Annotated in this window: 25 protein-coding genes, 1 tRNA gene and 2 rRNA genes; 8 read left to right on the top strand and 20 right to left on the bottom strand. The window is 57.3% G+C overall.

The genetic code is table 11. From position 1 onward, the window contains the following. Window positions 1-24: 24 nt before the first annotated feature. The 11 genes from ndk to trmJ form a co-directional block, all read right to left on the bottom strand. A complete protein-coding gene (gene ndk / locus BFP92_RS16760; protein ID WP_003175956.1) occupies window positions 25-450 on the bottom strand; it encodes a nucleoside-diphosphate kinase in 426 nt (141 codons plus the stop codon). Between the two features lie 92 nt (window positions 451-542). Beyond that, window positions 543-746: a Fe-S cluster assembly protein IscX gene (gene iscX / locus BFP92_RS16755; RefSeq protein ID WP_017135947.1), complete on the bottom strand. Its 204-nt coding sequence runs from the start codon at window positions 744-746 to the stop codon at window positions 543-545. Between the two features lie 14 nt (window positions 747-760). Continuing rightward, window positions 761-1,102: an ISC system 2Fe-2S type ferredoxin gene (fdx, locus tag BFP92_RS16750; RefSeq protein ID WP_015885743.1), complete on the bottom strand. Its 342-nt coding sequence runs from the start codon at window positions 1,100-1,102 to the stop codon at window positions 761-763. A 3-nt stretch (window positions 1,103-1,105) separates the two neighbouring features. After that, entirely contained in the window at window positions 1,106-2,968 is a 1,863-nt protein-coding gene (hscA, locus tag BFP92_RS16745; RefSeq protein WP_065930354.1) for a Fe-S protein assembly chaperone HscA, read from the bottom strand. Between the two features lie 51 nt (window positions 2,969-3,019). Next, the gene (gene hscB, locus BFP92_RS16740; protein WP_065930353.1) at window positions 3,020-3,541 is read right to left on the bottom strand and encodes a co-chaperone HscB; all 522 of its coding nucleotides are present in this window, start codon (window positions 3,539-3,541) and stop codon (window positions 3,020-3,022) included. An 8-nt stretch (window positions 3,542-3,549) separates the two neighbouring features. Then, on the bottom strand, window positions 3,550-3,873 hold the full coding sequence (iscA, locus tag BFP92_RS16735) for an iron-sulfur cluster assembly protein IscA (RefSeq protein WP_003209680.1): 324 nt from the start codon (window positions 3,871-3,873) through the stop codon (window positions 3,550-3,552). A gap of 28 nt (window positions 3,874-3,901) precedes the next feature. Beyond that, the gene (gene iscU, locus BFP92_RS16730; RefSeq protein ID WP_003175965.1) at window positions 3,902-4,288 is read right to left on the bottom strand and encodes a Fe-S cluster assembly scaffold IscU; all 387 of its coding nucleotides are present in this window, start codon (window positions 4,286-4,288) and stop codon (window positions 3,902-3,904) included. A 99-nt stretch (window positions 4,289-4,387) separates the two neighbouring features. After that, on the bottom strand, window positions 4,388-5,602 hold the full coding sequence (locus tag BFP92_RS16725) for an IscS subfamily cysteine desulfurase (protein ID WP_065930352.1): 1,215 nt from the start codon (window positions 5,600-5,602) through the stop codon (window positions 4,388-4,390). Window positions 5,603-5,652: 50 nt separating this feature from the next. Further along, window positions 5,653-6,144 (bottom strand): Fe-S cluster assembly transcriptional regulator IscR, encoded by a 492-nt coding sequence (gene iscR, locus BFP92_RS16720; protein WP_003194020.1) that lies wholly within the window; start codon window positions 6,142-6,144, stop codon window positions 5,653-5,655. 299 nt (window positions 6,145-6,443) lie between these two features. Next, window positions 6,444-7,229: a serine O-acetyltransferase gene (cysE, locus tag BFP92_RS16715; RefSeq protein WP_065930351.1), complete on the bottom strand. Its 786-nt coding sequence runs from the start codon at window positions 7,227-7,229 to the stop codon at window positions 6,444-6,446. Between the two features lie 2 nt (window positions 7,230-7,231). Beyond that, window positions 7,232-8,002: a tRNA (cytosine(32)/uridine(32)-2'-O)-methyltransferase TrmJ gene (gene trmJ / locus BFP92_RS16710; RefSeq protein WP_003210307.1), complete on the bottom strand. Its 771-nt coding sequence runs from the start codon at window positions 8,000-8,002 to the stop codon at window positions 7,232-7,234. A gap of 145 nt (window positions 8,003-8,147) precedes the next feature. On the opposite strand from trmJ, the gene suhB reads away from it, so the two are divergent. Further along, the gene (gene suhB / locus BFP92_RS16705; RefSeq protein WP_003175971.1) at window positions 8,148-8,963 is read left to right on the top strand and encodes a type III secretion system regulator SuhB; all 816 of its coding nucleotides are present in this window, start codon (window positions 8,148-8,150) and stop codon (window positions 8,961-8,963) included. Between the two features lie 127 nt (window positions 8,964-9,090). On the opposite strand, the gene BFP92_RS16700 is transcribed toward suhB, so the two are convergent. From BFP92_RS16700 to queA, 6 genes are all read right to left on the bottom strand, one after another. Beyond that, window positions 9,091-9,633 (bottom strand): glycine zipper 2TM domain-containing protein, encoded by a 543-nt coding sequence (locus tag BFP92_RS16700; RefSeq protein ID WP_017135941.1) that lies wholly within the window; start codon window positions 9,631-9,633, stop codon window positions 9,091-9,093. A gap of 123 nt (window positions 9,634-9,756) precedes the next feature. After that, on the bottom strand, window positions 9,757-10,671 hold the full coding sequence (gene secF, locus BFP92_RS16695) for a protein translocase subunit SecF (RefSeq protein ID WP_056858739.1): 915 nt from the start codon (window positions 10,669-10,671) through the stop codon (window positions 9,757-9,759). 9 nt (window positions 10,672-10,680) lie between these two features. Continuing rightward, window positions 10,681-12,552, bottom strand: a complete 1,872-nt coding sequence (secD, locus tag BFP92_RS16690) for a protein translocase subunit SecD (protein ID WP_065930350.1) — start codon at window positions 12,550-12,552, stop codon at window positions 10,681-10,683. Between the two features lie 62 nt (window positions 12,553-12,614). Next, the gene (gene yajC / locus BFP92_RS16685; RefSeq protein ID WP_003175975.1) at window positions 12,615-12,953 is read right to left on the bottom strand and encodes a preprotein translocase subunit YajC; all 339 of its coding nucleotides are present in this window, start codon (window positions 12,951-12,953) and stop codon (window positions 12,615-12,617) included. Window positions 12,954-12,996: 43 nt separating this feature from the next. Further along, window positions 12,997-14,112: a tRNA guanosine(34) transglycosylase Tgt gene (tgt, locus tag BFP92_RS16680; RefSeq protein WP_170875848.1), complete on the bottom strand. Its 1,116-nt coding sequence runs from the start codon at window positions 14,110-14,112 to the stop codon at window positions 12,997-12,999. A 5-nt stretch (window positions 14,113-14,117) separates the two neighbouring features. Further along, window positions 14,118-15,182, bottom strand: coding sequence for a tRNA preQ1(34) S-adenosylmethionine ribosyltransferase-isomerase QueA (gene queA, locus BFP92_RS16675; protein WP_065930348.1), 1,065 nt, complete (start codon window positions 15,180-15,182; stop codon window positions 14,118-14,120). Between the two features lie 108 nt (window positions 15,183-15,290). On the opposite strand from queA, the gene BFP92_RS16670 reads away from it, so the two are divergent. Continuing rightward, window positions 15,291-15,375 (top strand) — tRNA-Leu (locus BFP92_RS16670). A gap of 119 nt (window positions 15,376-15,494) precedes the next feature. Here the strand turns inward: BFP92_RS16670 and BFP92_RS32300 are convergent. Continuing rightward, the gene (locus BFP92_RS32300; RefSeq protein ID WP_256122269.1) at window positions 15,495-15,836 is read right to left on the bottom strand and encodes a transposase; all 342 of its coding nucleotides are present in this window, start codon (window positions 15,834-15,836) and stop codon (window positions 15,495-15,497) included. Between the two features lie 113 nt (window positions 15,837-15,949). Between BFP92_RS32300 and BFP92_RS16665 the strand changes: the two genes are divergently transcribed. The 6 genes from BFP92_RS16665 to BFP92_RS30500 all read left to right on the top strand — a co-directional run bounded on the left by BFP92_RS16665 (window position 15,950) and on the right by BFP92_RS30500 (window position 21,590). Then, on the top strand, window positions 15,950-16,801 hold the full coding sequence (locus BFP92_RS16665) for an AraC family transcriptional regulator (protein WP_065930347.1): 852 nt from the start codon (window positions 15,950-15,952) through the stop codon (window positions 16,799-16,801). 309 nt (window positions 16,802-17,110) lie between these two features. Further along, window positions 17,111-19,423, top strand: coding sequence for a TonB-dependent siderophore receptor (locus BFP92_RS16655; protein WP_239694279.1), 2,313 nt, complete (start codon window positions 17,111-17,113; stop codon window positions 19,421-19,423). Window positions 19,424-19,539: 116 nt separating this feature from the next. After that, window positions 19,540-19,953, top strand: a complete 414-nt coding sequence (locus tag BFP92_RS16650) for a hypothetical protein (protein WP_239694278.1) — start codon at window positions 19,540-19,542, stop codon at window positions 19,951-19,953. After that, window positions 19,940-20,341 carry a hypothetical protein gene (locus BFP92_RS16645; RefSeq protein WP_065930344.1) on the top strand — a complete coding sequence of 134 codons (402 nt, stop codon included), beginning with the start codon at window positions 19,940-19,942 and terminating at the stop codon, window positions 20,339-20,341. The genes BFP92_RS16650 and BFP92_RS16645 overlap by 14 nt, the downstream gene beginning before the upstream one ends. A gap of 401 nt (window positions 20,342-20,742) precedes the next feature. Continuing rightward, on the top strand, window positions 20,743-20,901 hold the full coding sequence (locus BFP92_RS31745; protein WP_167365891.1) for a hypothetical protein: 159 nt from the start codon (window positions 20,743-20,745) through the stop codon (window positions 20,899-20,901). A 194-nt stretch (window positions 20,902-21,095) separates the two neighbouring features. Beyond that, complete coding sequence (locus BFP92_RS30500) at window positions 21,096-21,590, top strand: GNAT family N-acetyltransferase (RefSeq protein ID WP_074854533.1); 495 nt, start codon at window positions 21,096-21,098, stop codon at window positions 21,588-21,590. Between the two features lie 102 nt (window positions 21,591-21,692). On the opposite strand, the gene rrf is transcribed toward BFP92_RS30500, so the two are convergent. Continuing rightward, window positions 21,693-21,808, bottom strand: a 5S ribosomal RNA gene (rrf, locus tag BFP92_RS16635). A gap of 157 nt (window positions 21,809-21,965) precedes the next feature. Beyond that, window positions 21,966-24,857: ribosomal RNA gene (locus BFP92_RS16630) — 23S ribosomal RNA — on the bottom strand. Between the last annotated feature and the right edge of the window lie 47 nt (window positions 24,858-24,904).

The raw sequence follows: 24,904 nt of genomic DNA, 5'->3' as shown, positions 1-24,904 counted from the left end.
CACCCTCACTCTTTAAGCCGATGCTTAGCGAGCGGTTACTTCAGTAGCAGCGAAAAAGTACGAGATTTCGCGAGCAGCAGCGGCTTCGGAGTCCGAACCGTGAACAGCGTTGGCGTCGATGGACTCAGCGAAGTCAGCACGGATGGTGCCGGCAGCGGCTTCTTTAGGGTTGGTAGCGCCCATCAGCTCACGGTTCAGAGCGATAGCGTTTTCGCCTTCCAGAACCTGAACAACAACAGGGCCGGAGATCATGAAGGCAACCAGGTCGCCGAAGAAGCCACGAGCGCTGTGCTCAGCGTAGAAGCCTTCAGCTTCAGCTTTGGACAGTTGCTTGAGTTTCGAAGCTACAACCTTCAGGCCGGCTTTTTCGAAACGAGTGGTGATCTCGCCGATGACGTTTTTTGCAACAGCGTCAGGCTTGATGATGGAGAAAGTACGTTGAACAGCCATGGTGTAACTCCAGAAACGGTAATTTACGAAAAATTAAACCCGCGAATTATACGCGGGTTATTGGGTATTGCCTAACTGCGTAAAAAGTCGGCTCAGTCGTCTGCTTCTTCGATCCACAGACCCTGAATCGCCTCCAGGACCTTTTCGCCACCCCGGTCAGGGATGTCGTCGAATTCCGGCAGTGCCATTACGAGGTCGCGCAACTTGACGAAGTTCACGGTAAGAGGATTGACCTCAGGATGAGCTTCCGCAAGTTGTATAGCGATTTCTTGTACATCAACCCATTTCAGGCTCATGACATTTCCTTGAATCAATGCGGCGCTTCGGCCGCATGGTTGAGGGAATATTTCGGAATTTCGACAGTGATGTCTTCCGTGCCGACCTTTGCCTGACAGCTTAGGCGAGAAGTCGCCTCCAGGCCCCAGGCGCGATCCAGAAAGTCCTCTTCCAGCTCGTCCGCTTCTTCGAGAGAGTTGAAACCCTCGCGAATTACGCAGTGGCAGGTCGTGCAGGCGCAGACACCGCCGCAGGCGCTTTCGATCTCGATATGGTTGTCATGGGCAACTTCGAGGATGGACTTGCCGGTCTCAGCCTCCACAACCATACCGTCCGGGCAATGCTCGGCGTGTGGCAGAAAAATGACCTGCGGCATTAATTATTCCTCGATTTCATTCAGGTTGCGCCCGGCCAGTGCGGCTTTCACCGTCTGATCCATGCGGCGGGCGGCAAAGGCATCAGTCACTTGCGACAGGCGCTTGGTCTGCTGCTCGATGGCGTAACCATCGTTGCCTTTCATCAATTCGGCCAATTCCTGCATTTGCAGGTCGATAACCATGCGCTCTTCAGCATCCAACAGACGCTCGCCGTCGGCTTCCAGGGCGCCCTGCACGGCTTCGAGCAGGCGCTGGGCATCGACTTGCTGCTCGCGCAGCACGCGGGCGACCTTGTCGTCACCGGCATATTGGAACGAATCCTTGAGCATCTTGGCGATTTCGCCGTCGGTGAGGCCGTAGGACGGCTTGACCTGAATGCTGGCTTCAACGCCCGAGGCCAATTCACGTGCTGCCACGCTGAGCAGGCCATCGGCGTCGACCTGGAAGGTCACGCGAATTTTCGCCGCACCGGCCACCATCGCCGGGATGCCGCGCAGTTCAAAGCGCGCCAGGGAGCGGCAGTCGCTGATCAGTTCGCGCTCGCCTTGCAGCACATGAATCATCATGGCCGTCTGGCCATCTTTGTACGTGGTGAAATCCTGGGCGCGCGCGACGGGGATGGTGGTGTTGCGTGGAATCACCTTCTCCATCAGGCCGCCCATGGTTTCCAGCCCCAGGGACAGCGGGATCACGTCGAGCAGCAGCAGTTCGCCACCATCGCGTTTATTACCGGCCAGGGTGTCGGCCTGAATAGCGGCGCCGATGGCGACTACTTGATCCGGGTCGATTTCCGTCAGTGGCTGGCGGCCGAACGCTTCGGCAACCGCTTCGCGAACGCGTGGGACGCGCGTCGATCCGCCGACCATGACCACAGCGGCCACGTCTTCCAGCTCGATACCGGAATCACGTACAGCCCGACGGCACGCCTTGAGGCTGCGAGCGACCATCGGTTCGATCAACGCATCAAAGGCTTCGCGAGTCAGTTGAGCGGACCAGCTGCCGTAGGAAACTTCAACAGAATCAGCGTCAGTCAGTGCTTCCTTGGCCGCGCAGGCGGTTTGCAGCAGATTACGCTGCGCGCCCGGGTCCAGGTCAGCCGACAAGCCGGCGCTGGTGATGATCCAGCCGGCAATGGCATGGTCAAAGTCATCGCCACCCAGGGCGCTGTCGCCACCGGTAGCCAGCACTTCAAACACACCGCCGGTCAGGCGCAGGATCGAAATATCAAAGGTGCCGCCGCCCAGGTCATAAATTGCCACGAGGCCTTCAGCGTGCTGATCCAGTCCATAGGCCACCGCCGCTGCGGTCGGCTCATTGAGCAAGCGCAACACGTTCAGACCCGCCAGCTTCGCGGCGTCCTTCGTGGCTTGACGCTGTGCGTCGTCGAAATAGGCAGGAACGGTGATCACTGCGCCGACCAGTTCGCCGCCCAGGGTATTTTCTGCGCGCTGACGCAGCACCTTGAGGATATCCGCCGACACTTCCACCGGGCTTTTCGGGCCCTGGACGGTGTCGATGAACGGCATATGGGATTCGCCGCCAACGAAGCGGTACGGCAGCTGGTCGCCCAATTGCTTGACTTCGGACAGACCGCGGCCCATCAAGCGTTTAACCGACAGCACGGTATTCAACGGGTCACTGGACGCCGCCAACTTGGCCGACTCACCGACTTCAGTGCGATCAGCGTGATAACGCACAGCGGAGGGCAGGATCACCTGGCCATTAGCGTCGGGCAACGGCTCGGACAGGCCGCTGCGCAAGGCAGCAACCAGGGAATTGGTGGTGCCCAGGTCAATCCCGACCGCCAGGCGACGCTGGTGCGGTTGAGGGCTTTGGCCGGGTTCGGCGATTTGCAGTAGGGCCATGGTAATCAGGTCTTATCTGTCTATCAGGCGTGCATCACGGGCAGCACTGGGTTAATCGTCGAGGCGCTCTTCTAGCTGGCGCACTTCGTAGGTGAGCTTGTCGAGGAACTGCATGCGCCGCATCAGGCGTTCGGCCTGTTCACGTTGCGCCGCATCATCCCAACAGGCTGCGAAGCTTTCGTTGAGCTCATCCTGGGCCGTTTTCAGACGACGCTTGAAGACCGCGACACCGGCTATATCAGCCTCGTCCTGCAAGTCTTCGAGTTCTTCGCGCCACTGCATCTGCTGCATCAGGAAGTCCGGATCGTGCACCGTGACTTCGATCGGCAACTCACCACCGTTCAACGCGAGCAGGTAGCGCGCGCGTTTGGGCGGGTTTTTCAGCGTCTGATAGGCTTCGTTGAGGCTGGCCGACTGCTCAAGCGCCAGGCGCTGCTCACGCTCGGAAGCGTCAGCAAAGCGGTCCGGATGCACCGCACGCGCCAACTCTCGGTAGCGCGTGGCAAGCTGCTCAAGGTCCAGCCGAAAGCTCGGCTGCAGCTCGAATAAAGCGAAATGACAAGGAATACCCACGAATAGCCTCAGATGTTGAAGCTTTCGCCGCAGCCACATTCACCGCGCACGTTGGGGTTGTTGAACTTGAAACCTTCGTTCAACCCTTCCTTGACGAAATCGAGTTCGGTGCCGTCAAGGTAAGTCAGGCTTTTAGGGTCGATGATCACCTTCTCGCCGTGACTTTCGAACACCTGGTCTTCCTCAACCACCTCGTCGACAAACTCCAGCACGTAGGCAAGGCCGGAACAGCCCGTGGTGCGAACACCCAGACGAATCCCCTCACCTTTACCGCGCCCATTCAGGGAGCGGCGAATGTGCTGCGCAGCCGCTTCTGTCATGCTGATAGCCATCGTTGACTCCTTACTCGTCGCCAAATGCTTAGATCAAGCCTTTCTTCTGCTTGTAGTCGCGAACGGCCGCCTTGATGGCGTCTTCTGCGAGTACGGAGCAGTGAATTTTCACCGGTGGCAGCGCCAGTTCTTCGGCCAGCTGGGTGTTGCTGATGGTGACAGCCTCATCCAGGGTCTTGCCTTTCATCCACTCGGTAGCGAGGGAGCTGGAGGCAATGGCGGAACCGCAGCCGTAAGTCTTGAACTTGGCGTCTTCGATAACGCCAGCGTCGTTGACCTTGATCTGCAGGCGCATCACATCGCCGCACGCCGGAGCGCCGACCATGCCGGTGCCGACATCAGGGTCTTCCGCGTTCATCTTGCCGACGTTGCGGGGGTTTTCGTAGTGGTCGATGACCTTTTCGCTGTAAGCCATGGTACTGAATCCTCACTCATCAGGGCCGCTCTGGAACCCTGTAAAAACGCCTGCGTTTTCCGCCACGTTCTTACAGAGCTTGGGTGGCGGCTTCTATATTTAGTGTGCCGCCCACTCGATCTTGGAGATATCGACACCGTCTTTGTACATGTCCCACAGCGGCGAAAGAACGCGCAGCTTGTTGACGGCTTCGCAGACTTTCTGCGCGGCGTAGTCGATTTGCTCTTCGGTGGTGAAGCGGCCGAAGGTAAAGCGGATCGAGCTGTGTGCCAGTTCGTCGTTGCGGCCCAGGGCGCGCAGAACGTACGAAGGCTCAAGGGACGCCGAGGTGCAGGCCGAACCGGACGAAACCGCCAGGTCCTTGAGCGCCATGATCAGCGACTCGCCTTCGACGTAGTTGAAGCTCAAGTTCAGGTTGTGCGGTACACGGGCGGTCATGCTGCCATTGATGTACAGCTCTTCAAGGTTCTCGACCTGCTTGTAGAAGCGATCGCTCAGGGCCTTGATACGAATGTTTTCGGCAGCCATGTCTTCCTTGGCTACACGGAAGGCTTCGCCCATGCCGACGATCTGGTGAGTGGCCAGGGTGCCCGAACGCATGCCGCGCTCGTGACCGCCGCCGTGCATGGTCGCTTCGATGCGCACGCGAGGTTTGCGGCTCACGTACAGCGCGCCGATGCCTTTAGGGCCGTAGGTCTTGTGGGCAGAGAACGACATCAGGTCGACTTTCAGCTTGGACAGGTCGATATCGACCTTGCCGGTGGACTGAGCAGCGTCGACGTGCAGCAGAATGCCTTTGGAGCGCGTCAGCTCGCCAATGGCTGCGATGTCGTTGATGGTGCCGATTTCGTTGTTCACGTGGATCACGGAAACCAGGATGGTGTCTTCACGCAGGGCCGCTTCGATCATGGCCGGGGTGACGATACCGTCGGTGGTTGGCTCAAGGTAGGTGACCTCGAAACCTTCACGCTCCAGTTGGCGCATGGTGTCGAGGACAGCCTTGTGCTCAATCTTGGTGGTGATCAGGTGCTTGCCTTTGGTCGCGTAGAAATGCGCCGCGCCCTTGATTGCCAGGTTGTCGGATTCGGTAGCACCGGAGGTCCAGACGATTTCCCGTGGGTCGGCGCCCACCAGGTCGGCGACTTGGCGACGAGCGTTCTCGACCGCTTCCTCGGCTTTCCAGCCGAATACGTGGGAACGGGAGGCTGGGTTGCCGAAGTTTCCGTCAACCAGCAGGCACTCGCTCATCTTTTGCGCGACACGCGGATCAACCGGGGTGGTCGCTGAGTAATCAAGGTAAATCGGCAATTTCATGGACTTTCTCCTAAATCAGGCTGGCTGGCGTGCCGTTAGCTCTTCGGCTGTCACTCGACGGCGGACGCTTCAATCTTGTCCAGACGCGGCGCCTTGGTGTTGCAACGGCGCTGGTCCTGACGCTGGGCTACTTCTTGTACCTCACGGCGAGTCACAAGATCAGCCAAGCTGATACCACTCAAAAACTCATGGATCTGCAGGCTCAAGTCACACCACAAGTGGTGCGTCAGGCAGGTGTCGCCGGCGTGGCAGTCACCCAAACCCTGGCATTTGGTGGCATCGACGGATTCGTTCACCGCGTCGATCACCTGAGCTACCTGGATGCCCTGCATATCGCGGGACAATTGATAGCCGCCACCCGGCCCACGCACACTGGAAACCAAGTTGCTGCGGCGCAATTTGGCGAACAGTTGCTCGAGATAGGACAGGGAAATGCCTTGGCGCTCGGAGATATCGGCCAGGGACACCGGCCCAGTTTGCGCGTGCAAGGCCAGGTCAAGCATGGCGGTCACCGCGTATCGGCCTTTTGTAGTCAGTCTCATGGACAAGTACCAAGGTGTTTCAGAATGGGGGCAAGTATGCGATTCCCGAGTATTTAAGTCAACTATAAGACCTAGTACTTTAGTCAGGATTAGCCGTAAAAAGGGCGCGCAAATCATAGCAGGGTGGGGTGGGGACGAACAGCGGGAACCGGGCCACGACTCAATCTCAAGACCCATGGAGGCCAAATGTGGGAGCTGGCTTGCGTGCGACAGCGATGGGTCAGCACCCTCTAAGTGAGCTGGCAGACCGCTATCGCAGGCAAGCCAGCTCCCACAGGAGGTTTTATCGAGCTTAAGATTTAGCCAGCCTTGGTGGTGCCAGCTTCAACCTTGATCTCGGCGAAGTCTTCCTCGCGCAGCTCAGGCAGATCTTTTGCACAGTAATTGCTGCCCAGCTCTTTGAGCGCGCCGCACATACCGTCCAGCTTGCCATCCACAGCTTGCAAGTGATCGAGCAGTTGGCCAATGGCACGCGCCACCGGGTCGGGCATGTCTTCGCTGACGCCGTAGGCATCAAATCCGATCTTCTCGGCCATGGCTTTACGCTTGGCCTCCTGCTCGTCGCCGACCTGCGGCTTAATGATGATCCGGCCGGGAATGCCCACCACCGTCGCGCCAGGCGGCACGGCCTTGGTCACCACCGCATTGGAGCCCACCTTGGCACCGGCGCCGACGGTGAACGGTCCAAGCACCTTGGCGCCCGCCCCTACCACGACGCCATCGCCCAGTGTCGGGTGACGCTTGCCTTTATTCCAGGTCGTGCCGCCCAGGGTCACGCCCTGATACAGCGTCACGTCATCACCGATTTCGGCGGTTTCGCCAATCACGATGCCCATGCCATGGTCGATAAAGAAGCGACGACCGACCTTGGCGCCTGGGTGAATCTCGATTCCGGTCAACCAGCGCCCAAAGTTCGACACCAGCCGCGCCAGCCATTTCCAGCCCATGCCCCACAAAACTCCGGACAGGCGGTGAATCCAGATCGCATGCATGCCCGGGTAGCAGGTCAGCACTTCAAAGGCGTTGCGCGCCGCCGGGTCACGGTGGAAAACACTCTGGATATCTTCTCGCAAACGCTCGAACATTTTTAATCCTTCCGCTTAAGAAGCTCACCACGGGCCGCTTTCTGGGTTTCCGTGAGGATGCCACGCAATATGTTCATTTCTGCCCGACTGACCGAGCTACGGCCGTACAAGCGACGCAGGCGTGCCATCAAGTGCCGGGGCTTTTCCGGGTCGAGGAATTCGATGGCGACCAGGGTTTGCTCCAGGTGCTCATAGAATCGCTCCAATTCGTCCATGGTGGCCAACTCGCCACTCTTGGTCGATGCGACTTCATCCTTCTCGACCTTGCTCGGCTGGCCTTCAGCAGCCAACCAGGCCATGCGCACTTCGTAACTCAACACCTGCACCGCTGCCCCGAGGTTCAGCGAGCTGAACTCAGGGTCTGATGGAATGTGCACGTGATAATGACATCGCTGCAGTTCTTCGTTGGTCAGGCCGGAATCTTCACGACCAAACACCAAGGCGATTTCTGCACCACCAGCGGCCTCTTCTACCACCTTGGTGCCGCACTCACGCGGGTCCAGCAATGGCCAGGGGATTCGACGGTCGCGGGCGCTGGTGCCGAGCACCAGGTTGCAGCCGACCAAGGCGTCTTCCAAGGTGGCGACGACCTGGGCTTTTTCAAGGATGTCATTGGCGCCGGATGCGCGGGCATCGGCCTCGTGGTGCGGGAACACACGCGGCTCGACCAGCACCAGGCGCGTCAGCCCCATGTTTTTCATGGCTCGCGCCACCCCGCCGATGTTGCCGGGATGACTGGTATTGACGAGGACGACACGGATGTTTTGCAGCAAGGGAGGCGCTCTCGGACACAGGAAAGGGGAGCAAATCTTACAGAACAGCCTAAGGTTATGCCATGAAAGCTAACGTCGTCCTTCACCTGAAGAAAGTTTCTGCTAGAATGCCCGGCTTTCTTTAACAACCTTAGGTGACACATCCATGCAGCCCATGCTGAATATCGCGCTGCGCGCCGCCCGCAGCGCCAGTGAATTGATCTTCCGCTCCATCGAGCGCCTGGATACCATCAAGGTCGACGAAAAAGACGCCAAGGATTATGTATCCGAGGTGGATCGCGCCGCTGAGCAAAAAATCATCGACGCGCTGCGCAAGGCCTACCCTACCCACGGCATCCTCGGTGAAGAAACCGGCTTGCACAAAGGCAGCGGCGAAGGCGAAGACTACCTGTGGATCATCGACCCACTGGACGGCACCACCAACTTCCTGCGCGGCATCCCACACTTTGCAGTCAGCATCGCCTGCAAATACCGTGGCCGCCTGGAACACGCCGTCGTACTCGACCCGGTTCGCCAGGAAGAATTCACCGCCAGCCGTGGCCGTGGCGCCCAACTGAACGGTCGTCGCCTGCGCGTCAGCGGCCGTACCAGCCTGGACGGCGCCCTGCTGGGCACTGGCTTCCCGTTCCGTGACGACCAGATGGACAACCTGGAAAACTACCTGGGCATGTTCCGCGCCCTGGTTGGCCAGACCGCCGGCATCCGCCGCGCCGGTGCTGCCAGCCTGGACCTGGCGTACGTTGCCGCCGGTCGTTTTGATGCGTTCTGGGAGTCGGGTCTGTCCGAGTGGGACATGGCTGCAGGCGCCCTGCTGATCCAGGAAGCTGGCGGCCTGGTGAGCGACTTCACCGGTGGTCACGATTTCCTGGAGAAAGGCCACGTAGTTGCCGGCAACACCAAATGCTTCAAGGCAGTACTGACGGCGATCCAGCCGCACCTGCCGGCTTCGCTGAAGCGTTAAGCGAGCGAGCACAAAAAAGCACCCCAAGGGGTGCTTTTTTTATACTTTGGATTTCATATCTCAGCAGCAAACACAATCCAATTTGGGAGCTGGCTTGCCTGCTCCCACACTTGGATTGATCTCAGCCTTATTGCTGGTTTTGGCCCAGGATCAGACGACCTTCCTTATCCACTGGAATCTGGCCGCCCGGATCACGGTCCATACGCACGGAACCTTCCTTACCGTCCAGGTTGTAGCGCACGTCATAGCCGACCACCTTGTCACTGATGTCATTGACGGTGCTGCAACGCTGCTGCGTGGTGGTATAGGTATCGCGATTCTGCATACCTTCCTGCACCTTGTTACCGGCGTAACCGCCACCAACCGCACCGGCTACAGTCGCCAGCTTCTTGCCGTTACCGCCACCGACCTGGTTGCCCAACAGGCCACCGGCCAGCGCACCGACCACGGTGCCGACGATTTGATGCTGATCCTGCACCGGCTTCTGCCGGGTCACGGTGACGTCCTTGCAGACCTCACGAGGGGTTTTGATCTGGGTTTTCACCGGCTGCACTGCCAGCACTTGCGCATACTCAGGGCCGCTTTTTACCAGGCTGTAGGTGGCAACAGCACCCCCGGCAGTCACACCGACAGCACCCAATACCGCACCAACCAGTAACGACTTGTTCACGTGAACCTCCTGACCATCACAAGCGGACCGAAACGTCCGCGCTATACCCAGCCTTGGAGCAAAAAAAAAGGCACGAGTTCAATACTCGTGCCTTATTTGTAACAGCGTATCAACGAACGCCCATCAAGGACGGTCGTCGACCTCCTTGCCGGTAGCGGCAGGCGGGATCAAGTCTTCGCTGTTGAGGTTCAGCCAGATCAGCACCACGTTGGCGATGTAGATCGACGAGTAGGTGCCCGCCAGAACGCCGATGAACAGCGCCAGGGAGAAGCCCCACAGGTTATCGCCACCGAAGATCATCAGCGCAGCAATCGCCAGCAAGGTGGAGATCGACGTCGCCATGGTCCGCAACAGGGTCTGGGTGGTGGAGATGTTGATGTTCTCGATCAGCGTGGCCTTGCGCAGTACGCGGAAGTTCTCACGAACCCGGTCGAATACCACGATGGTGTCGTTGAGCGAGTAACCAATGATCGCCAGCACCGCCGCCAACACCGTCAGGTCGAAGGTGATCTGGAAGTACGCCAGGATACCCACGGTGACGATAACGTCGTGGATCAGCGACACAATCGCGCCGACGCCGAACTTCCACTGAAAGCGGAACGCCAGGTAGACCATGATGCCGGCCAACGCCATCAGCATGCCGAGGCCGCCCTGGTCGCGCAGCTCTTCACCCACCTGCGGGCCTACGAACTCGACACGCTTGACCGACGCCGGGTTGTCACCGCCGACCTTCTGCAAGGCTTCGGCTACCTGATGACCCAACTGCGGGTCTTCGCCCGGCATACGCACCAGCAGGTCGGTGGTAGCACCAAAGCTCTGCACGATGGCTTCGTGATAGCCGGCCTTGACCAGCTCGCTGCGCACCAGGGTAACGTCGGCCGGCTTCTCGTAGGTCAGCTCGATGAGCGTACCGCCGGTGAAGTCCAGACCGTAGTTCAGGCCCTTATGGAACCAGCTGAACAACGCCAGAACGGTAAGGAGCACTGTGGCGCCGAACGCAATGTTGCGAACGCCCATGAAGTTGATTGTACGTAACATGGCAGCCCCTTAAATCCACAACTTCTTGAAGTCACGTCCGCCAAAGATCAGGTTGACCATTGCGCGGGTCACCATGATGGCCGTGAACATCGAGGTAAAGATACCGAGGGACATGGTCACCGCAAAACCTTTGACGGGGCCGGTGCCCATGGCAAAGAGAATCCCACCGACCAGCAGAGTGGTCAGGTTGGAGTCGAGAATCGCGGTAAATGCCCGGCCGAAGCCTTCGTTGATTGCACGCTGTACGGTCATGCCCGCAGCGATCTCTTCACGAATCCGCGAGAAGATCAGTACGTTGGCGTCTACCGCCATACCCATGGTGAGTACAATACCGGCGATACCTGGCAGGGTCAGCGTTGCGCCCAGCAGCGACATCAGTGCCAGCAGCATCACCATGTTGCCCGCCAGGGCTACGGTGGCGATGACGCCGAAGAAGCGGTAGATGGCGATGATGAACAGGGACACGAACAGCATGCCCCACAAGGCTGCGTCGACACCCTTGGTGATGTTGTCGGCACCCAGGCTCGGGCCGATGGTGCGTTCTTCAGCGAAGTACATCGGCGCCGCCAGGCCACCCGCACGCAGCAGCAGTGCCAGCTCGGACGACTCGCCCTGGCCATTCAGGCCGGTGATGCGGAATTGAGCACCCAACGGCGACTGGATGGTCGCCAGGCTGATGATCTTCTTCTCTTCCTTGAAGGTCTGCACCGGCACGTCTTTCTCGACACCGTCGACCATTTGTTTGGTGTAGGTGGTGACCGGGCGTTGCTCGATGAAGATCACCGCCATGCTGCGACCGACGTTGCTGCGCGTGGCGCGGCTCATCAGGTCACCGCCATGGCCATCCAGACGGATGTTCACTTCCGGAGTACCGTGCTGCGAATCGAAACCCGCCTTGGCGTCAGTCACCTGATCACCGGTGATGATCAAGCCACGCTCAATCAGCGCTGGAGGACGGTTGCCTTCGCGGAACTCGAATTCTTCGGCAGTCGCGCGAGTCGCACCCGGCTCAGCCGCCAGACGGAATTCCAGGTTGGCAGTTTTACCCAGGATACGCTTGGCTTCAGCGGTATCTTGTACGCCTGGCAGTTCAACCACGATGCGGTTGGCACCTTGACGCTGCACGATCGGCTCAGCCACACCCAGCTCGTTGACGCGGTTACGGACCGTGGTCAAGTTCTGCTTGATGGAGTATTCGCGGATTTCCGCGATCTTGGCCGGGGTCATCGCCAGACGCAGTACAGGTTGGCCATTCAGGTCAGCCGGCACGATGTCGAAATCATTGAAGTTCTTGCGCACCAGGGCACGGGCCTGTTCGCGGGTCGCTTCATCAGAGAAGCCCAGCTGGATGGCACCGTTGAGCTGCGGCAGGCTGCGATAACGCACCTTCTCTTTGCGCAGCAGGCTCTTCACGTCGCCTTCGTAGACTTTCAGGCGTGCGTCGAGGGCTTTGTCCATGTCGACTTCCAGCAGGAAGTGCACACCACCGGACAAGTCCAGACCCAGCTTCATCGGGTGCGCGCCAATGCTGCGCAGCCATTTCGGCGTGGTCTGTGCCAGGTTGAGCGCGACTACGTAGTCATCACCCATGGCCTTGCGCACGACGTCTTTGGCCGGCAATTGGTCTTCAGCCTTGGTCAGGCGCAACAAACCGCCTTTCGCATCAGACGCCAGGGTTGCCGCTTTTACCTGAATACCGGCGTCGGTGAGCGCTTTGCTCGCACGGTCCAAGTCAGCCTGATTGACCTGCAGCGTAGTGCTGGCGCCAGTGATCTGGATCGCAGGGTCATCAGGATAAAGATTGGGAGCGGAATAAATAAAACCGATCGCCAGCACCGCCAGGATCAGTACGTATTTCCACAGAGGGTATTTGTTCAGCATCACGCCGCCCGCTTATAACGCGGGGCGCCTTGCGCGCCCCGTCGATTGGTAAAGGTTGTTACTTAGATCGCTTTGAGCGTGCCTTTTGGCAGCGTGGCGGCGATGGCGCCCTTCTGGAACTTCATTTCTACGGTGTCGGAGACTTCCAGAACCACGAAAGCATCGGAAACCTTGGTGATCTTGCCGGCGATACCGCCAGTGGTCACCACTTCGTCGCCTTTCTGCAGGCTGCCCAGCAGGTTTTTCTGCTCTTTGGCGCGCTTGGCCTGTGGACGCCAGATCATCAGGTAGAAGATGACCAGGAAGCCGACCAGGAAAATCCACTCGAAACCGCCGCCCATAGGGCCGGCAGCGGCAGGCGCAGCGGCGTCAGCCATGGCATTAGAGATAAAAAAGCTCATTTAGCACTCCAGTTGCAAATAGTGAATCTTAGGGTCGGAAAACTCAGTCCAAGGGCGGCACAGGGAGCCCGCGCTTGGCATAGAAGGCATCGACGAAGGCGGCCAATGTACCCTGTTGAATAGCCTCGCGCAAACCAGCCATCAGGACTTGGTAGTGACGCAAATTGTGGATGGTATTCAACATGCTACCCAGCATTTCCCCGCACTTGTCCAGATGGTGCAGATAAGCACGCGAGAAGTTCTGGCAGGTGTAGCAGTCACAGGTGGGATCGAGCGGCGAATCATCATGGCGATGGAACGCGTTACGGATCTTCAGCACGCCTGTATCGATGAACAGATGCCCATTGCGGGCATTACGGGTTGGCATCACGCAATCGAACATGTCCACACCGCGGCGCACACCCTCTACGAGATCTTCCGGTTTGCCAACGCCCATAAGGTAACGAGGTTTGTCAGCGGGCATCAGGCCCGGCAGGTAATCCAGCACCTTGATCATCTCGTGCTTGGGCTCACCCACCGACAGACCGCCGATAGCCAGGCCGTCAAAGCCGATCTTGTCGAGGCCTTCCAGCGAGCGCTTGCGCAGGCTTTCGTGCATGCCGCCCTGGACGATACCGAACAGCGCAGCGGTGTTATCGCCGTGGGCGTTTTTCGAGCGCTGAGCCCAACGCAACGACAACTCCATGGAGATGCGCGCCACGTCTTCATCCGCAGGGTACGGCGTGCACTCGTCAAAAATCATCACGATGTCGGAGCCAAGATCGCGCTGCACCTGCATCGACTCTTCAGGGCCCATGAACACTTTGGAGCCGTCCACCGGCGAGGCGAACGTCACGCCCTCTTCCTTGATCTTGCGCATGGCACCCAGGCTGAACACCTGGAAACCACCGGAGTCGGTGAGGATCGGGCCTTGCCACTTCATGAAGTCATGCAGGTCGCCATGCTTCTTGATCACTTCCGTGCCCGGGCGCAGCCACAGGTGGAAGGTGTTGCCCAGGATGATCTCGGCGCCAGTGGAGACGATGTCACGCGGCAGCATGCCTTTTACCGTGCCGTAAGTGCCCACAGGCATGAAGGCCGGGGTTTCGACGGTGCCACGCGGGAACGTGAGGCGACCACGACGAGCCTTGCCATCGGTGGCCAACAATTCAAACGACATACGACTCATAGTTGCTCCTCATGGCCCGCTTCTTTAGGAGCAGTCGGCGCAGGGTTACGGGTGATAAACATCGCATCACCGTAGCTGAAAAAACGGTACCCATTATCGATGGCGGCTTTATACGCCGCCATTGTTTCGGGATAACCCGCGAAGGCCGACACCAGCATCAACAGCGTGGATTCCGGCAAATGAAAATTGGTCACCAGGCAATCGACCACATGGAACGGCCGGCCCGGAAAAATAAAGATATCGGTATCGCCACTGAACGGTTTGAGCACACCATCGCGCGCGGCACTCTCCAACGAGCGCACGCTGGTGGTGCCCACCGCCACAACACGACCGCCGCGCGCCTTGCACGCCGCCACCGCATCCACGACGTCCTGGCTGACTTCCAGCCACTCGCTGTGCATATGGTGGTCTTCGATGTTATCCACACGCACCGGCTGAAACGTGCCGGCCCCCACGTGCAGGGTCACATAAGCGCTTTCAACACCCTTGGCGGCAATCGCATCCAGCAGCGGCTGGTCGAAATGCAGGCCGGCCGTTGGCGCGGCCACGGCGCCGAGGCGCTGGGAGTACACCGTCTGGTAGCGCTCGCGGTCCGCGTCTTCGTCGGGGCGGTCGATATAAGGAGGCAGCGGCATATGGCCGACACGCTCCAAGAGCGGCAACACTTCTTCGGCAAACTTGAGCTCGAACAACGCATCATGGCGCGCAACCATCTCGGCTTCGCCACCGCCATCGATGAGGATGCTCGAGCCGGGTTTCGGCGACTTGCTGGAACGCACATGGGCCAGCACGCGATGGCTGTCCAGCACCCGTTCCACCAGAATTTCCAGCTTGCCGCCGGACGCTTTCTGGCCAAACAGCCGTGCCGGAATCACCCGGGTATTGTTAAACACCATCAAATCGCCTGGGCGTAAATGCTCAAGCAAATCAGTGAATTGACGGTGTGCAAGGGCACCGCTCACCCCGTCCAGGGTCAGCAGTCGACTGGCGCGACGCTCGGCCAAAGGGTGGCGAGCGATCAGCGAATCAGGGAGCTCAAAAGTAAAGTCAGCAACGCGCATGATGGGGTTCGTCTAGCAGGGCCGGGAAGTCTAGCGGAAATAGTGAAAATAGACCATGAAACGTGATTGACCAACGGCAATCTCATCTCTATACTTCGCCGCCATTGAGCCCTGATGGCGGAATTGGTAGACGCGGCGGATTCAAAATCCGTTTTCGAAAGGAGTGGGAGTTCGAGTCTCCCTCGGGGCACCATCTTAAAGAAAGACCTTGAATTTCAAGGTCTTTTTTTTCGTCTGTAGAAAAGTGAATGGCACCCTGATCACGGCTCACCAATGCCCCCTGTGGGAGATCCTATGGTTGAGGGGCAACCCTCAACCAACCTTTGGCTGATATTCGGTTTGCCCTTTCAGCAAGGCAAATACCACCCGAGCAAGCTTGCGAGCCAGCATTACCAGCACCTGTGTTGTGCTATATCCCAGCTCCCGTTGCGCTTGATAAAACCCTTTCCAGGCTTCCGTCCGGCTTGCAGCCAGTGCGGCGTTATGCAGAAGGCGCCGCGCTTCTGAGTCTCCGCGCTTACTCAAACTGCGGCTCAGGATGAACTTGCCGCTGGAGCCCGCTATTAGACTCAGACATTGGTGGAACAAGATCCAGCGTGCGAGGACCTCGGAACGGGTTGTCCGTCGCCAAGAAAATCGGCCTCCCCCCTCCAGGAGTAGCCAGGCCCCCGGCGTAAGGAATGGCTAGACGTTATCGAGCAGGTTGGTCATAGTATTTTCCGATTAGGCCAGAGCCTCATCTTCCATCCGAGGCTCTACGAGACAACATGTCCAGCATCGCAATCTCCGATCTAACAGTGCATTGGGACGTCGACAGCGTCTCGCGCCCCGTTGTGGCATTAAGTGCCACATCGGTGACAAAGGACTGGGAAAATGCGAGGCATCAGCACCGCAAAGCGCAGCTGATCTACTCCCTACGCGGCATTCTCAACTGCGAAATTGAAGACGGTGTCTGGATCGTGCCGCCGCAGTGCGCCATATGGATACCGGGAGATTTGCCACACGCGGCGCGGGGGGCGGGTGAAACGCAATGCTATTGCCTGTTCGTTGAGCCAGACGCAGCACCGGACCTTCCGAAAAACTGTTGCACGATTTCGGTGTCGCCATTGCTACGCGAGTTGCTACTGAAGGTGGCCGGGTTTCCTGAGTTATACGCGCAGGGTGGACGAGAAGACCGGTTGATTGCCGCGTTGCTCGATGAGTTGGTGGCGGCACCGGTGGAAGACTTGCATCTGCCCATGCCGCGTGATCCCCGCTTGCGCCGCCTCGTGGAAATGATGCTGGCGGCCCCCGCGGACAAGACATCGAAGGCCGAGTGGGCTACTCGAATTGGCATGAGCGAGCGAAGCATGAGCCGTCTTTTGCTGCATGAAATTGGAATGAGCTTTGGGGGCTGGCGTCGGCAGCTGCATGTGATCCTTGCACTTCAACGTTTGACCAACGGCGAAAGCGTGCAAACGGTAGCATTTGAGCTGGGGTACGAAAACGCCAGCGGTTTCATAACCATGTTCCGCAAGGCCGTGGGCAAACCTCCGGCACGATACCTATCGGATCGCATCAGCGGCGCAGAGCTCGCTTCCGTGCCCGGCATCATGCTCCCCAATGAAATCTCCCCCTGATGCACCAGATTATCTTGGTTCGGGACCAGCGGCCGCCCACCGTCGCCTGTAGTCCTTCCTTGCGAAGTTGCTGACATTTCGCAACGTTGTGATAGGGGTGAAGGCCGGCTCCTCATCGAGAGCAAAGCCTTTCTCCAATACCAGCATCTGCAAGTGTTCGTGCAAGGCCAGGACTTCAGCGAAAACCATCCGGGCACCTGCATGACATCACAATTGGCCTAACTGAATAATAATATGGCCTAGTTTCGCCATCACTCCCAGCTGCCTCTATTGTTAAATGCAACATCCAAATACAAATGAGTATTGTTGATGTTCATCATCGCAACTGTTGGGAAGTTCCGTTGGCCACTTGATATGCGCGCACAGCCCACTGGCTATCCTCATCTGGTTGGGCCGTACAAGGGCGCAATCAGGAGCGCGCCCCGCAACGTGCTGGGCTCGGCAGTCGCGGCGGCAGTTCTCATTAGTGCGCAGGGCGCATTCGCGGCCGAGCCAGGGCAGATTCAGACCAAGGCCGGTGGAAAGCCTCAAGAGGAGATAGCCTTGCCGGCCATCACCGTAACGGGGCCTATGGATACGGCGACCACCGAAGGTACTGGTTCCTACACTACGGGCCAGACATCGGTGGCGACGCACCTGCCACTTTCGCTACGGGAAACACCGCAGTCGGTGACGGTGATCACCCGCCAACGCATGGACGACCAGCAACTGAACTCGGTGCAGAGCGTGCTGGATAACACCACGGGCGTCTCGTCGTACCAATCCGACAGCGAACGGACGAGTTTCTATTCGCGTGGTTTCTTGATCAACAACGTTCAGTACGATGGCATACCCACCGTCGCCGGCGACATCGTCAGCGGGAGCGGGATCAGCTCCCTGGATACCGCGTTCTACGATCGTGTCGAGGTCGTGCGCGGCGCCTCTGGCTTGCTGACCGGCACCGGCAATCCCTCGGCCGCCGTCAACCTGGTGCGCAAACGACCGACCCGCGACTTCTCGGCCTCCGCCTCGCTCGGTGCAGGGAGCTGGGATACCCACCGGGAAATGGCCGACGTATCGATTCCGTTGACCGAGGATGGCCGTATCCGCGCCCGCATGGTCGGGACGTCCCAGGAAGGAGACTCGTACATTGATGGCTACAAACCGCAGAGGAAGGCGTTCTACGGCATCATCGAGGCAGATCTGACACCCGACACGACGGTGAGTCTGGGCTATGACTACCAGGACAGCACGCCGAAGGGCTCCACCTGGGGAGGTTTACCGCTATGGTTCAGCGACGGCACGCAGGCCGAGTATTCACGCTCCAAGAACTACGCGCAGAACTGGAGCCATTGGGACAACACCCTTAAGACCGCGTTTGCCGAGGTCGAGCACCGCTTTGACAACGGCTGGAATCTCCGGGCCGTCGCTAATCAATACCGCACGGAATTCGATGCCGAACTGCTCGGCCTGGTCGGCCGCCCCGATCGCGCCACGGGACTGGGCTCCTTTCCCAACGGGGCTCTTCCGGTGGCACTGGCGTCCGAAGGTAGCAGCCGTCAAAACACCTTCGATGTGATGGCGAGCGGCCCCTTCGAACTGCTCGGCCGCCAGCATGACTTGGTGGTGGGGGCGACGAGTTCGCGCCGCACCGCCAGCCAGGAAGCTATCGCTCCGTTCTACGCAGGCTTCACGCCGGTCAATGTCTATCAACTGAGCCCGGCCTTTCCCCGCCCCAACTTCGATGCCATGGCTTCGATACCGACCCGCACCCTGATCAAACAGAGCGGTGTCTATAGCGCAGCCCGGTTCTCGCTGGCCGAGCCTCTGAAACTCATTGTCGGCGGCCGATTCAGCAACTACGAAATCGACGACGCCGTCGGCGCCTCGTCGTTGCACTACAAGAAAAGCAGTGAATTCACCCCGTATGCGGGTTTGATCTACGACATCGATAAGACCTATTCGGCCTACGTGAGCTACACGGGCATATTCAATCCGCAAACCGACTATCGCGACAGCAAGGGCAACGTGCTCACGCCGACAAAGGGAAAAACCAAGGAAATCGGCCTTAAAGGCGCTTACCTGGATGGGCGTCTGAATGCGTCGGTGGCCTTGTTCCATACCGAGCTGGACAACGCTGCACAGATGGTCGCAGGAACCTATACGCCAAGTGGTGCCCAAGCCTATATGGGTTCGGATGGGACGAAGTCGCGGGGGATCGAGCTGGACTTGCAGGGCGAGCTGGCGCGTGGCTGGAACATCTATTCAGGCATCGCCCATTTCACGGCACAAGATGGCGATGGCGTGCGCTTGAATTCGCAAATACCGCGCACCACTGCCCAGCTTTTCAACACCTACCAGTTGCCGGGAGAGTGGAACAAATTGACGCTGGGCGCAGGCGTTAAATGGCAAAGCCGCTTCTACGAGGCGCCCAACACCGGCACCAGTTCGTTGGGCGGGGAACAAGGTTCTTATGCGCTGGTATCCGTGTTGGGGCGCTACGCCGTCACGAAGCAGATCACCGCGGCGGTCAACGTCAACAATGTACTCGACAAGAAGTACGCGTTGGAGAAGGGAGATTTTGACACTGTAGGTTATGGCGCACCACGCAACTTGATGGTGACGCTGGACTATAGGTATTGATTTCCCGGAGACGAACATTTCTCCCGTTGTAAATCGCAGACATACAACATTCATTGATTATCGAGAAAGCTCTTATGCCCATTAAGCCTACCCTAAACCGCGCCCAACACACGGCCATGAACAACACAAACAAAGTGGCCTTGTTCTGGTTGACGACAGCCGCCGGTGCCGTACTTTTTGTCACCTTTCAGTTATTTTTTTACGTGAACGATTTTGTCAGAGCGCACGGTGCAACACCGGCGATTACGTTTGAGCCCGATGTACTGTGGATGTTTTCCGCGTTCTATGGCTCTTGGATCTTAACAGTGCTTATCGCACTGATAGGCACCCGTAAGGCTCAGTGGGTTGTCCTGGTTTTTGGCAGCCTGCTTGTCGCTCTGAATACCCTCGGGGGAATCTCCGACGGGTTGCGCGACGGTTGGCACGTTGCCTTTTCGGCAGTGTTCTTCATTACGTTGCCCGGCGTGTTCGCCATTGTGGCCACCTGGTTTTGCATTAAAAACGAAGGAAACGGCCATGTCGGTGAATAGTTCTGAGTTCCCTTTGGTCTGGATGAACCTTAATCAAGAACCCGGCCACGATCATCAAAAAGACTTCGCCGAATTAGAGGCCAATTTGCAGCGCGGGGAGCCCTTTGTATTCTTGACCGATACCGTACCTACCGAAGACCATGAGCACTCGCCGGAAGAAAAAAAACGCACCGCGCTCTGGATGAAAAAGCACAAGGTTGAATTGCGAAAGTGGGTGCTGGCAATGATCATGATTGAACCCAACTCGGCAAAACGTCTTGGGTTCAAGGCATTTGCGGTCGTGTTTGCCAAGTTCTGGGGCTACCCTTTGCTTCTTGCTGCTTCACGTGAGCAGGCAACGGAGATGGCAAGAGAACTGCTCCTAAAGGGTGGAAAGTCATCTCACTGATGGCCAATGCTGGTATCCAATCTCCATCAAACTCTGCCGCCGCGCACTGTCGCGGCGAGCTGCTGCCCGCTACTTGATCGCCGGCTTCCACCACACCAGCGAGAATCCCAGACCTACTGGCCGAACATGACGCAACGCCATTAGATGCCGGCTACGCGCTGCCCATCCTTCTCAGTACTCGAATTTCTTTATTTTTAGAGCAATATCGGGGGCAGTGAGCTGCTTCCGTTTTCCTCTGGCACCATATAGCAGTATCTGAAAGTCTCTACCAGGCTCTCAGCACCAAAGAAACCGGCCACTTGAGGCGGTTTTTTTGTGCCTGGCCATCTACCTTTGCATCCCCTTATTCGTTGTATTCGTGTGGCGCGAATACAATCCCGCGCCTGGTACTTCCTACCTTCATGCTTGCCTCATCCCCTGAGCGCCTTGCACATTCGCGCGAAGCGAGCTGCCGGAATTCGCGCCTGCCGGGTGAGTTTATTCGCGAAGCGCTCAGCCAAGCCGAACAAGCCCTGCCCGATGGCAACATTGATGTGCGCATGATCGGCCTTACAGGTTGAGGCATACCGCACAATGAAGGACGCAGGATAAGCACCAGGCGAGTCATAAGGCGCGTGGCAGGCACTAAGTAATAGACACCCATAGCAGCCTCTGAGCCGATATGGGGCGATCGCGTCCAGCGAGCCCAGGCGTTTATGGTTATACGAACTCTTTTCTCTATGATGGCTAACCAGCCATGCCTAGGGTGCTTGTTATGCCTGCCTCCACCGATCACAACTGCGCTGTCGTTTTATGCGCAGCTTCCAATAACGACCTGGAAGTTCTGGTATCCATCAGAATTGAGGCCATGCGCGAAAGCCTTGAACGGCTTGGACGATTTAACCCCGATCGTGCGCGTGAACGATTTCTTGGCGGGTTTGACGCCAGCAGCACACGGCGCATAGAAGTAGCAGGCGACCTGGTCGGTTTCGTCGTTATCAAAGACCATCAGGACGAGCTTCTGCTTGACCACTTGTATGTGGTCCCCAGCGCTCAAGGCGCAGGAATCGGCTCCGAGGTTCTTGCTCGGATTTTCAGAGAGGCTGATGAGACCAGGCGCCCGATCAGAGTTGGCGCCTTGAAGGAAAGCGCGTCCAATCGTTTTTACACTCGCCACGGTTTTGTGTTCGTCGAAAGCGGCGAGTTCGATAATTACTATGTCCGGATTAACCGCAACGCTGTTGATTTGGAGCAACCAGACGGTTGTTGATACGGCGCCCCGTCAGAGGCTGCACGCGAAGTGAGTTGTTGTTTTCGACCGCCCAAAACAAAACCCCTGATTGCGTTAGCAATCAGGGGTTTCGGAATTTAATCTTGACGATGACCTACTCTCACATGGGGAAACCCCACACTACCATCGGCGATGCATCGTTTCACTACTGAGTTCGGGATGGGATCAGGTGGTTCCAATGCTCTATGGTCGTCAAGAAATTCGGGTACTGAGTCGTAGCCAGATGGCTTCGCTTCAGCAAATTGGGTATGTGACAGCTTTCGGTGTTTTGTGAGCGTCGAACTTTCGGTTCATCTCGTCTTCACACACCGCAATCTGATGCTCTTTCGAGTAGTCAAATTGCTTGGGTGTTATATGGTCAAGCCTCACGGGCAATTAGTATTGGTTAGCTCAACGCCTCACAGCGCTTACACACCCAACCTATCAACGTCGTAGTCTTCGACGGCCCTTCAGGGGACTCAAGGTCCCAGTGAGATCTCATCTTGAGGCTAGTTTCCCGCTTAGATGCTTTCAGCGGTTATCTATTCCGAACATAGCTACCCGGCAATGCCACTGGCGTGACAACCGGAACACCAGAGGTTCGTCCACTCCGGTCCTCTCGTACTAGGAGCAGCCCCTCTCAAATCTCAAACGTCCACGGCAGATAGGGACCGAACTGTCTCACGACGTTCTAAACCCAGCTCGCGTACCACTTTAAATGGCGAACAGCCATACCCTTGGGACCGGCTTCAGCCCCAGGATGTGATGAGCCGACATCGAGGTGCCAAACACCGCCGTCGATATGAACTCTTGGGCGGTATCAGCCTGTTATCCCCGGAGTACCTTTTATCCGTTGAGCGATGGCCCTTCCATACAGAACCACCGGATCACTAAGACCTACTTTCGTACCTGCTCGACGTGTCTGTCTCGCAGTCAAGCGCGCTTTTGCCTTTATACTCTACGACCGATTTCCGACCGGTCTGAGCGCACCTTCGTACTCCTCCGTTACTCTTTAGGAGGAGACCGCCCCAGTCAAACTACCCACCATACACTGTCCTCGATCCGGATAACGGACCTGAGTTAGAACCTCAAAGTTGCCAGGGTGGTATTTCAAGGTTGGCTCCACGCAGACTGGCGTCCACGCTTCAAAGCCTCCCACCTATCCTACACAAGCAAATTCAAAGTCCAGTGCAAAGCTATAGTAAAGGTTCACGGGGTCTTTCCGTCTAGCCGCGGATACACTGCATCTTCACAGCGATTTCAATTTCACTGAGTCTCGGGTGGAGACAGCGCCGCCATCGTTACGCCATTCGTGCAGGTCGGAACTTACCCGACAAGGAATTTCGCTACCTTAGGACCGTTATAGTTACGGCCGCCGTTTACCGGGGCTTCGATCAAGAGCTTCGCGTTAGCTAACCCCATCAATTAACCTTCCGGCACCGGGCAGGCGTCACACCCTATACGTCCACTTTCGTGTTTGCAGAGTGCTGTGTTTTTAATAAACAGTCGCAGCGGCCTGGTATCTTCGACCGGCATGAGCTTACGGAGCAAGTCCTTCACCCTCACCGGCGCACCTTCTCCCGAAGTTACGGTGCCATTTTGCCTAGTTCCTTCACCCGAGTTCTCTCAAGCGCCTTGGTATTCTCTACCCAACCACCTGTGTCGGTTTGGGGTACGGTTCCTGGTTACCTGAAGCTTAGAAGCTTTTCTTGGAAGCATGGCATCAACCACTTCGCTAACTAAAAGTTAGCTCGTCATCAGCTCTCGGCCTTAAGATCCCGGATTTACCTAAGATCTCAGCCTACCACCTTAAACTTGGACAACCAACGCCAAGCTGGCCTAGCCTTCTCCGTCCCTCCATCGCAATAACCAGAAGTACAGGAATATTAACCTGTTTTCCATCGACTACGCTTTTCAGCCTCGCCTTAGGGACCGACTAACCCTGCGTCGATTAACGTTGCGCAGGAAACCTTGGTCTTTCGGCGTGGGTGTTTTTCACACCCATTGTCGTTACTCATGTCAGCATTCGCACTTCTGATACCTCCAGCAAGCTTCTCAACTCACCTTCACAGGCTTACAGAACGCTCCTCTACCGCATCACTTACGTGATACCCGTAGCTTCGGTGTATGGTTTGAGCCCCGTTACATCTTCCGCGCAGGCCGACTCGACTAGTGAGCTATTACGCTTTCTTTAAAGGGTGGCTGCTTCTAAGCCAACCTCCTAGCTGTCTAAGCCTTCCCACATCGTTTCCCACTTAACCATAACTTTGGGACCTTAGCTGACGGTCTGGGTTGTTTCCCTTTTCACGACGGACGTTAGCACCCGCCGTGTGTCTCCCATGCTCGGCACTTGTAGGTATTCGGAGTTTGCATCGGTTTGGTAAGTCGGGATGACCCCCTAGCCGAAACAGTGCTCTACCCCCTACAGTGATACATGAGGCGCTACCTAAATAGCTTTCGAGGAGAACCAGCTATCTCCGAGCTTGATTAGCCTTTCACTCCGATCCACAGGTCATCCGCTAACTTTTCAACGGTAGTCGGTTCGGTCCTCCAGTTAGTGTTACCCAACCTTCAACCTGCCCATGGATAGATCGCCCGGTTTCGGGTCTATTCCCAGCGACTAGACGCCCTATTAAGACTCGCTTTCGCTACGCCTCCCCTATTCGGTTAAGCTCGCCACTGAAAATAAGTCGCTGACCCATTATACAAAAGGTACGCAGTCACCCAACAAAGTGGGCTCCCACTGCTTGTACGCATACGGTTTCAGGATCTATTTCACTCCCCTCTCCGGGGTTCTTTTCGCCTTTCCCTCACGGTACTAGTTCACTATCGGTCAGTCAGTAGTATTTAGCCTTGGAGGATGGTCCCCCCATATTCAGACAAAGTTTCTCGTGCTCCGTCCTACTCGATTTCATGACTAAGAGATTTTCGCGTACAGGGCTATCACCCACTATGGCCGCACTTTCCAGAGCGTTCCGCTAATCTCAAAGCCACTTAAGGGCTAGTCCCCGTTCGCTCGCCACTACTAAGGGAATCTCGGTTGATTTCTTTTCCTCAGGGTACTTAGATGTTTCAGTTCCCCTGGTTCGCCTCTTACGCCTATGTATTCAGCGTAAGATAACCATCTTATGATGGCTGGGTTCCCCCATTCAGACATCTCCGGATCAAAGTCTGTTTGCCGACTCCCCGAAGCTTTTCGCAGGCTACCACGTCTTTCATCGCCTCTGACTGCCAAGGCATCCACCGTATGCGCTTCTTCACTTGACCATATAACCCCAAGCAATCTGGTTATACTGTGAAGACAACATTCGCCG

The organism is Pseudomonas sp. 58 R 3, from assembly GCF_900006605.1.
In the GTDB taxonomy this organism is placed as follows: Bacteria; Pseudomonadota; Gammaproteobacteria; order Pseudomonadales; family Pseudomonadaceae; genus Aquipseudomonas; species Aquipseudomonas salomonii.
The sequence above is the reverse complement of the archived record's forward strand: the minus strand, read 5'-3'. Positions and strand labels throughout refer to the sequence as shown.